This window comes from Desulfosporosinus sp. BICA1-9 (genome assembly GCF_000802135.1).
In genome coordinates, this window is sequence record NZ_JUEE01000082.1 from 71,680 (window position 1) to 81,254 (window position 9,575).

At 44.9% G+C, this 9,575-nt stretch carries 9 protein-coding genes; all 9 read right to left on the reverse strand.

The window, feature by feature from the left end; all coding sequences use genetic code 11:
- Window positions 1-37 precede the first annotated feature (37 nt).
- Window positions 38-250, reverse strand: coding sequence for an acetyl-CoA carboxylase biotin carboxyl carrier protein subunit (locus tag JL57_RS10560; RefSeq protein WP_034142005.1), 213 nt, complete (start codon window positions 248-250; stop codon window positions 38-40).
- Window positions 251-618: 368 nt separating this feature from the next.
- Complete coding sequence (gene spoIVA, locus JL57_RS10565; RefSeq protein WP_034142006.1) at window positions 619-2,103, reverse strand: stage IV sporulation protein A; 1,485 nt, start codon at window positions 2,101-2,103, stop codon at window positions 619-621.
- A 229-nt stretch (window positions 2,104-2,332) separates the two neighbouring features.
- The gene (locus tag JL57_RS10570; RefSeq protein WP_034142007.1) at window positions 2,333-3,346 is read right to left on the reverse strand and encodes an NAD(P)H-dependent glycerol-3-phosphate dehydrogenase; all 1,014 of its coding nucleotides are present in this window, start codon (window positions 3,344-3,346) and stop codon (window positions 2,333-2,335) included.
- A gap of 112 nt (window positions 3,347-3,458) precedes the next feature.
- Window positions 3,459-4,046, reverse strand: coding sequence for a glycerol-3-phosphate 1-O-acyltransferase PlsY (gene plsY, locus JL57_RS10575; protein ID WP_034142008.1), 588 nt, complete (start codon window positions 4,044-4,046; stop codon window positions 3,459-3,461).
- 5 nt (window positions 4,047-4,051) lie between these two features.
- On the reverse strand, window positions 4,052-5,389 hold the full coding sequence (der, locus tag JL57_RS10580) for a ribosome biogenesis GTPase Der (RefSeq protein WP_034142009.1): 1,338 nt from the start codon (window positions 5,387-5,389) through the stop codon (window positions 4,052-4,054).
- Window positions 5,382-6,710: a DUF512 domain-containing protein gene (locus JL57_RS10585; RefSeq protein ID WP_291299824.1), complete on the reverse strand. Its 1,329-nt coding sequence runs from the start codon at window positions 6,708-6,710 to the stop codon at window positions 5,382-5,384. Before JL57_RS10585 ends, der begins: the two co-directional genes overlap by 8 nt.
- A gap of 85 nt (window positions 6,711-6,795) precedes the next feature.
- Window positions 6,796-7,425 carry a hypothetical protein gene (locus JL57_RS10590; RefSeq protein ID WP_034141481.1) on the reverse strand — a complete coding sequence of 210 codons (630 nt, stop codon included), beginning with the start codon at window positions 7,423-7,425 and terminating at the stop codon, window positions 6,796-6,798.
- A gap of 43 nt (window positions 7,426-7,468) precedes the next feature.
- Window positions 7,469-8,632: a putative lipid II flippase FtsW gene (ftsW, locus tag JL57_RS10595; RefSeq protein WP_034141482.1), complete on the reverse strand. Its 1,164-nt coding sequence runs from the start codon at window positions 8,630-8,632 to the stop codon at window positions 7,469-7,471.
- 108 nt (window positions 8,633-8,740) lie between these two features.
- Window positions 8,741-9,575 (reverse strand): 30S ribosomal protein S1 (locus JL57_RS10600; RefSeq protein ID WP_034142010.1); only part of this gene is annotated, 835 nt, incomplete at its 5' end.

Genomic DNA, 9,575 nt, shown 5'->3' on the forward strand with positions numbered 1-9,575 from the left:
CAGGGGCAAAGATATCTCGACTAGATATATGGACAATTTACTCAATTACAATTAATACCTGGTCTTCGCTCACACTTTCCCCTTCTTTGACTTTGAGCTCAGTTACTGTGCCAGCATCAGAAGCGTAGATAGGGGTCTCCATTTTCAAGGCTTCAAGAATTACTAACTCATCGTCGATTTCCACCACATCGCCAACAGCTACGTGGATTTTCCAAACATTTCCTGATATTGGTGAAAGTAAGTTTGCCATATGTTTTCACCTCCTCTCAATGGGTTTTTCCATATGCCCCAGCAAAGATCTTAGATTATGCACAAATGCATATTATTGCATCTTCACACATACATATTAATATTAAGCTTATTAGGTGTTTATCACTTCTAAAATATGCAATAAAACTCCTTAAAAACCGCTATTACACTAGGTTTTTAAAATTTAATCACTTTGCAAATGCGCATATTGATTTACCCCTGCTCTTAGAATATATTATTTATCAGAAAATTACAACACAATTTATGCACCCGTGCAAATATTTTAGGATTCCAAAACATTAAAAAGAACGCTGAATACCGCACTGCGCGGCGTTCCAGCGTCCTCTTAAATCTACTCTCGATTCTTTGCTAGATAATTATGCAAATAAGTCCTCCACTGCCATCGTTGACAATCCGTTGCAGGGTATCTTGCAGTTTATGTTGAGCATTTTCCGGCATTTTATATAGCTTATTTTGGATACCTTCACGAACCAAATCATGCAATGATTTGCCAAAGATATTCGATTCCCAGACCTTCTTCGGGTCGCTTTCAAACTCATCCAACATATACTTGACCAGTTCTTCGGCTTGCCGCTCTGTTCCAATCAAAGGCGTAATTTCTGTCGTTACATCCGCTCTAATAATGTGCAAGGATGGAGCGCTAGCCTTGAGCTTAATTCCATAATGTCCCCCTTGCTTGACAAGTTCTGGTTCCTCTAGGAACATTTCTTCCAGTTGAGGAGTGACCACGCCATAGCCGTTGAGACGAACTTCTTCAATGGCCGCGGACAGTTTATCCCATTCTTTCTTGCCTTTGCTATAATCTAAGACTAAACGAAGCAAGGAATGATCTCCTTCAATTTCAATCCCCGTAAAATCTTGGAGGACTGTTTTAAAGAGTCCATCGATGGCGGTGATTTCTACATTAGCGATTCCGCTGCCTAAGTTCATCTCTTTAAGAATGACATCTTGGGCATATTGGCATTCCAGTAAAGCATCTAAGGCCTGATCGATATCTCTCAAGCGCCGAACGCCGTCAATGGCCTTGCGAATCGTTTCTTCAAAAGCTGCCCGAACTGGATGACTAGGATCCAGTTCCTCAACCCATTTTGGAAGATCAATATTAACCTCAGCTACGGGGAACTCATATAATACTTCTTCGAGAATCTGTGTAATATCTTCCTGAGTCATTTCCAGACAATTCATAGCAATAACGGGTATTCCATACCTCTCCTCGAGAGAACGGCTCAACTCCTGTGTGTTATCAGCATAAGGACGGGTCGTATTCAATACCACCACAAATGGTTTCCCCAGTTGCCGGAGTTCGGTAATTACCCGCTCTTCAGCATCGAGATAAGCATCCCGAGGAATATCCGTAATAGATCCATCGGTTGTGACTACAATGCCAATCGTGGCATGGTCAGTAATCACTTTACGGGTGCCCATTTCTGCTGCATCTTGAAATGACATAGGCTCGTCACTCCAGGATGTTTTCATCATTCGTGGTTCTTCACCGTCTTCAGCCTCGTACCCTAAAGCACCCTCGACACTGTAGCCTACACAGTCGACCAAACGAACATTCATGTGAATTGAGTCTTTGACGACGATTTCTACGGATTCTGATGGGATAAACTTAGGCTCAGTCGTCGTGATCGTTCTCCCTGTCCCACTTTGCGGAAGCTCATCTTTGGCCCGTTCCCGTTCAAATGCATCTAGGATGTTGGGCAGGACGAGGAGGTCCATGAACCGTTTGATAAAGGTGGACTTTCCTGTACGGACTGGCCCGACGACACCGAGGTAGATATCGCCCCCTGTGCGTTCAGCGATATCCCTGAAAATGTCTACTTTTTCCATTTAATTTCCCTCCCTTTTGAGTGCTGTCCCAAAATTTGGGGAAGGGCCTCCACCTTATCTCCCCTTCCACCTCCCTGTAACCCGTGGATTCCCAATAACCGGACTAGCACATTAAGCAGTATAAGTATATTGGCTCTTTTGGGCAAATATGACTATACAACAAAAAACGCAGAAAAGGCTTTTAAGAACCTCTTCTACGTTTATGAAACTCAAGCTTAAAATATGTATACTATCTTAACCAACTCATCTCCACAACTTCTTCAAGTTCATGGCGTTTCCCGCGTGACATTAAATCAACGACCGCCTCTTGGGGATCGGCCCCTTCGAAGAGTACTTTGTAGGCTTGTTCTGTGATAGGCATTGAGACGTTTTTCTCAATACTAAGCTCATAGGCTACACGGGCCGCTCTAACCCCTTCAACCACCATTCCTACGTCTTTAAGGACGGTTTCTAAAGGTTTTCCCTGCCCAAGAGCGACACCCGCCCTCCGATTACGGCTATGCAGGCTGGTACAGGTCACAATCAGGTCGCCAACGCCAGATAATCCAGCAAAGGTTAAGGGATGCCCACCTAGCGCCACGCCCAAACGGGCAATTTCTGCTAATCCTCGAGTCATCAGAGCAGCTTTGGTGTTGTCGCCAAAGCCTAACCCCTCGGCAATTCCAGTACACAGGGCAATGATATTTTTTAAGGCTCCACCTAATTCTACCCCTATGACATCGGGATTGGTATAAATTCTAAATTTCGAGGTCATCATCATGTCTTGGACCGTCTCGGCAGTCTTGACATCCGAGCCCACTACGACAGTGGTCGGCATATCTCTGGCTACCTCTTCGGCATGGCTGGGACCGGACAAGACAGCAATCGGATGGTGTGGAAGCTCCTCTTTCAAGACTTCCGAAAGGCGGAGATGTGTTTTATCCTCTAAACCTTTCGCCGTATTGACTACGATACACCCTTGCCTTAGGTAAGGCTTTACGAATTGGGCAGCCTCTCTGACACTATGGGATGGCACGCTGAACACGACCAAATCAGCATTTAATTGTTTGAGATCGGTGGTTGGCAGAAGTTGGGGCGGTAAACTAACGCCTGGCAAATAACGGGCATTTTCGCGTTGCTTCTTCAAACGTTCCATTTCATCAGGATTACGTCCGATAAGGGCAACCTGATGCCCAGCATTGGCCATGAGCACAGCTAAAGCACTTCCCCAGCTCCCCGCACCATAAACTGTTATATTCGGCATATTATTCCCCCTACTCGATGTTCGATATTCGAAGTTCGTAGTTCGAATATCAAGTGGTCCACGTAAAAATACCATAACCCTCGAACCTCGAATCACGGACCTCGGACTTCGATTATTGTTTGTCGCCAAATCGGTGTTCTGTTCCATTGATGACTCGTTTAATATTACTCCGATGTAGGTAGATCACAGCAGAGGCGGCAACCAAGCCAAAAACTCGATACGCAAAGGGTTCCTGAAAAACAAAAACAGTGATAGCAACCGCAAGAGCACCAACAACGGAACCCATTGAAACAAAACGTGTAATGACTACTACCAGCAAGAAAAGGGCAATCGCCACAAACATGACTTTCGGCATCAGGACTGTAATAATTCCAAATCCTGCGGCGACTCCTTTGCCACTAGGGCGGAACTTGAATAAGGGATTCCAGCTATGAGCTGTCATCACTAGAAACCCGCCAATAATCCCTCCCCAGGGTCCGTAGGCCCAATAACCAAGGAAAGCAGCTAAGGCCCCTTTTAAAAAATCTCCGAGCAGCACTAAAATGCCCAGTTTAACCCCCAAAAGGCGAAAGGCATTCGTCGTGCCGATATTCCCGCTGCCATGCCGACGTACGTCTATCCCTTTGAGTTGGCCTGCTAAATAGGCAAAAGGAATGGCACCCAAGCTATACGCTAAGATAAAAATTAGGTAGCGTGGCATTTGGTTTAATCCTTCTCTTTCTCTTCATCTTTTTGTCGAACGACAATTCGGATCGGAGTACCCTCGAACCCGAAATGTTTTCGCATCTGATTCTCTAAATATCGTTTATAGGAGAAATGCATCAATTCTGGATCATTCACAAAGAACACAAACGTGGGCGGCTTTACTCCCACTTGAGTAAGGTATCTTACTTTTAAGCGCCTTCCTTTATCGGAGGGAGGCGGATTGAGATGAACCCACTCTCTCAGCAAGGTATTCAAGGTTGCCGTTGTCACGCGAGTAGAGTTTTGCTCGACTACGAAATCCACAAGGTCCAAGATCTTATTAACCCTCTGTCCTGTTAAGGCGGAAATAAACATGGTTGGTGCATACTGCATAAATCCTAATTCTTCGCGAATTGTCTTTTCAAATTTATTAATAGTCTTCTCATCTTTTTCCACGAGATCCCATTTGTTGACCACTAAAATAATTGCTTTACCTGCTTCATGAGCATACCCAGCAATCTTTTTGTCCTGTTCTGTAACTCCATCGACTGCGTCGATAAGCATAAGAATCACGTCAGAGCGATCGACTGCCCGAAGAGATCGCACAACACTATATTGCTCCGTCAGCTCATCAATACGAGATTTACGGCGCATCCCTGCCGTATCAATCAGGACGTAATGCTTTCCGTCTTGTTCAAAGGGAGTATCAATGGCATCCCGGGTTGTTCCTGGTATGTTACTGACAATAACTCTGTTTTTGCCTAGCATCGTATTGACCAAGGACGATTTTCCAACGTTCGGACGACCGATCACAGAAATTCTTATCACATCGGGGTCATACTCGTCTTCATCATTCTCCGGGAAATTAGCTATGACCATATCGAGTAAATCCCCGGTATTCATCCCATGTACAGCAGAAATTGGGATGGCATCCCCTAACCCTAAGCTTAAAAAGTCATAGAGTTGACCTTCTATCTTTTCGAAGTTTTCTACTTTATTGGCTGCCAGCAAGACGGGCTTTCCCGACCGACGTAGTGTTCTGGCAATCATATCATCATCTGGGGTCGTTGATATCTGAGCATCTACGACAAAAATAATGACATCCGCTTCTTCCATGGCAATTTCTGCCTGTCTGCGCATCTGGGCCGGGATGGGTGTCCCCTCATCCTTAAATTCAATTCCCCCAGTATCAATCAAGGTAAATTTCCGTCCCAGCCATTCTGCATCTCGATACAGTCGATCTCTTGTCACTCCAGGCATATTTTCAACAATGGCCACAAGACCGCCCGTAATGCGGTTAAATAAAGTAGACTTTCCGACATTCGGCCGTCCTACAATAGCTACTACAGGTTTACTCAAATCGTCCCACCTCCAAAGAATCCCCAATTAGATGTTCTAAGAATGCTACGCCATGATTTTCAACAATACTAGCCTTGCCATTGACCTTTTCTTCTAACCACTTAACATCATGATCATCCAGAAAGAGATCTTCATCAGCCTTGAGCATCACACGAGGGATAAAAAATTCTTCCCCTGCTAAATCCTCCAATTGATGGGCGATATCTTGGGCCGTTAATAATCCGGCAGCCGTCACAGATGTTCCAAAAAAGTCATTGCGTATCCCATGTACTGATAGCTTCAAACCCTTGATTCGAGCCATTAAGCGCTGACTCCATGATTCAAAAAAAACCTGCGCAGAGATCCCCGTTATAAGATGGACATGGCGTTCAGCTAACTGATTGGGTAAAAGCTCCCAAACCGATTCCAGCTCAGTTATAAATTTACGGGCCATCCCCACACCGTTTTCAAGTTGTGGAAACTCATCATAAACAGTAAAATTCGGAAATTCCCGACCAGCCAAAACATAAAATTCATCCGCATAATAGACAAGATGTCGGCCTGTCAAGGAAAGGAATTTCTTTTGCCACAACTCAGCTTCTACCACAATCTGACCAGCCTCAGCCGAAGTGAATCCACGCAAGCTTGTAAGGTGTTCACGGTAGCGGGTTAAGCCCACCGGAACGACAGCGATAGATTGTATAGCTGGATAAAGTCCCCCTAGCTGTTCGATAGTTTCAGCCAAAACCTCACCATCGTTATGATCCGGAACCACCACCACTTGAGCATGGACAGCGATTCCAGCTTCAGCAAAGCGTTTGATTTGCTCTGGCAACTTTCCGGCCTGAGGGTTTCTCATCATACGGGCACGTACTTCAGGGTTCCAAGCGTGGACGGAAACATAGAGCGGGCTGAGATGAAGGGAAATGATCCTCTCTATTTCTTCCTCACTTAAATTTGAAAGAGTAATAAAACTTCCTTGAGTTAGCGATAAGCGGTAATCATCGTCTTTATCGTAAAGCGACGACCTCATTCCTTTTGGCATTTGAGCCACGAAACAAAATGTGCAATTATTGCGACAAGTTTTTAGCCCTTGAGAACTCATTTCCACTTGGAGACCTAGGAATTCTCCTGGAGCTTTCTCAATCTCGATCTCCCATTGCTTACCGTTCTTCTTCTCGATAAGCAGCATGAACTCATCCTCGGATATGCCAAACTGAAAGTCAATAAGATCGTTCAGTTTTTCTTCGTTGACTTCAAGAACACGGTCCCCGACTTCAATCTCCATTTCTTCAGCAATACTACCTGTATGGACGGCTGTGACCACAAGCCCCTTCGACAAACTATTCATCCTCCTGACAATTCAGATCAGGGCCTATTTCCATGCCTCAATCGTTTACAAGTATACTACATATCAAACCCGCCTGCTACTGGAGTTCGTGCTCCTCCCGAGGTTCGTAAGCACTGACACTGCTTGTAGACAATTTATCAGCGGTCGCTTTCTCCAGTTTCCGCTCAAGATGAGACTGCCAACCCAGACGTAAACCAGCCCAAAGCACGAAGAACCAGACACCAAAATTCCAAACAAATTCGTCGGGTAAGTCGGCATGTCTGACGATACCATCGTAAGTAAAACGCACAAAGGCTTGATTTAGGAGTAAGCTTCCTGCTAAGGCGGCTGCTGTTCCCCAAAAGGATTTTGCACTCAGCCAAGCGACTATAACTAGGATTAACGAGAAAATGCCTGTTCCATAAGGCAACACCCCTGGTTCATTGACTTGAAATAAGGTTTCTAGGCAGACTACTAGGCTGGTAACTATAAGAGGCAGAATCCATCGTTCAGTCCGTTGCAGCGCCCATACCCAAAAGACTAAGATAACCATCAGACGTGCGAAGTGCCAATTCCAGGGCAATGACGCGGGAACGATGAATTCCAAAGATTTTCCAATGATCCAGGCCATGGTCAAGCTAAGAAAAAAATGCCGAGAAGCTCTTTTTTCTACCCGAGTCTCAAGGGTTAAGAATAGAATTAGCCATTCTCCATAGGGAAATAACACATGACTCCCACCTTACGACGGATATTTCTCCTATTATCCCCGTTTAGAAGGAGTTTACACCGCGATGTTTGGGTGGGCTCTTGACCATCCTAAGCTTGGGTATCTTTTTATATCGAGTTATATTCAAGATCAGACCGAGTTTGGCCAAGGTGATGACCAGAGAATTTCCGCCATAAGAGATCAGGGGTAGGGTAATCCCTGTTACTGGGAGTACACCAGTAACCACCGATAAATTGACGGTCGTCTGAATAGCTAACGTGGATATCAAGCCAAAGCCCAATAACCGTCCGAAGCGATCTGGGCATCCACTAATGACATGATAAGCTCGGGCATACAACGCTATAAAGAGGAATAGTAAAAATACAGTACCGATTAAGCCCAGTTCTTCTCCTACAATGGCAAAGATCATATCTGTATGGTTTTCCGGCAGGAAGCCATATTTTTGCAGACTTCGTCCCAAACCAACTCCGAACAAACCGCCCGAGCCGAAGGCAATCTCCGCATTCGTAATCTGATATCCTAAATGCATAGCATCTTTCCAGGGGTCTAGCCAGACCAAAATTCGATTCCATTGGTATTCTGTATTATAGATTAAATATAAGAGCGGTACTCCAAGGGTCGGTACAGCAGCTACAAACCAGAATGTCGGCAGTTCCGTCTGTAACAGCATGACGGTACAGGTCAGTGCTAAGACCATCGCTGTCCCTAAATCTGGTTGTTTGTAGACAAGGGCCAAAACAAGCAGTGTAATCGGTATAAGGATACCTAAGGGGATACGCCAATCTTTGCCCTGCTTAATTGGATAACGATCTAATATATGGGCATAAAAAAGTACCAAGGCAAGTTTAGCAACTTCTGAAGGTTGAACTGTAAATCCTAAAATTTTAATCCACCGGGCTGAACCACCCGCTTCGATCCCCGCATCAGTAAAGATGATTGCAATCAGTAAGATCATACTTATGATGACGCCTAATCCGGCAAGCCGCCGCAAAAAAGTATAAGGGATTATCATGGCCACCAGGGCGAAAAAAGAACCTACAATCGCCCACTTTAATTGTTGAGTAACATAAAAGTACGAATTATCCGTGGCGTTAAATCCTCTTACGGCACCCGCGCTAAGAATCATAATTAATCCAAAAGCTAAAAGTGCCAGGGTTAAGAATAATATGGGGAAATCAATCGGCAGATCTAGTTTTCGCTTAGCCATTAGAATCCCCTTTCTTTAATAGAGAAACTTGGTTTTTGCCAAAATGACTTCCTGCGCCGTAGAACAGGAAGTCAATAATGCCTCGATTTAACAAACCCGTATAAGAGCTTACTCTGCTTGGTTTTCCAAGTGGAAAGCCTTTCCTAGGGCATCTCCTATGGTTACCGGTTGGATTTCAGCTTGGCCCGCTAAAGCCTGAGTATCATTGGCCCGAGCGGAGTCTGCAATCGCCTCCCTGATACTTAAGCTTATCCTTTTCTCCTCTGTTTTACACTGAATGACCTTTGCAGTCACTGTATCTCCGACTTTAAGCACATCTTCGACTTTATTAACCCGTTGATCTGACAATTGGGAAATATGAACCAATCCGTCCATACCTTCACCGAGGGCCACAAATGCGCCAAACGTAGCGATACGTACAACTTTGCCCTGAATGATAGCTCCCACTGGATAATTAACAGCCGCTTGACCCCATGGACTCTCTTTAAGTTGTTTAAGACCTAGGGCTAATTTTCCGGTTTGATGATCTAATCTTAAGACTTGGACTTCAACCTCGTCCCCAATCGCCAGCAATTCTGACGGGTGCTTAAGCCGCGTGTAAGCCATATCCGAAATATGCAGCAGGCCATCCATCCCACCGATATCGACAAAGACACCAAAGTCAGTCATCCGCTTGACTGTGCCTGACACTACTTCACCCTCTTTGAGGGTTTCCAGTAATTGTTGGCGTTTAATCGCTTGTTCTTCTTCCAAAATGATTTTCTGAGAAAGAACCACTTTCCTTTTCGATGAATCAAATTCTATTAATCTTAAGCGTAAGGTTTGCCCTAAAAACTGATTTAGATCTTCCACATATCCCAACTGGATTTGAGAAGCTGGAACAAACCCTCGCAGTCCCACATCAACTACTAACCCGCCCTTGACAACCTCAACGACTTTAGCC

Bases quoted from the DNA above. Each gene is read 5' to 3' on its own strand.
- JL57_RS10560 (WP_034142005.1), bottom strand. From the start codon at position 250: ATGGCAAACTTACTTTCACCAATATCAGGAAATGTTTGGAAAATCCAC.
- spoIVA (WP_034142006.1), bottom strand. From the start codon at position 2,103: ATGGAAAAAGTAGACATTTTCAGGGATATCGCTGAACGCACAGGGGGC.
- JL57_RS10570 (WP_034142007.1), bottom strand. From the start codon at position 3,346: ATGCCGAATATAACAGTTTATGGTGCGGGGAGCTGGGGAAGTGCTTTA.
- plsY (WP_034142008.1), bottom strand. From the start codon at position 4,046: ATGCCACGCTACCTAATTTTTATCTTAGCGTATAGCTTGGGTGCCATT.
- ftsW (WP_034141482.1), bottom strand. From the start codon at position 8,632: ATGGCTAAGCGAAAACTAGATCTGCCGATTGATTTCCCCATATTATTC.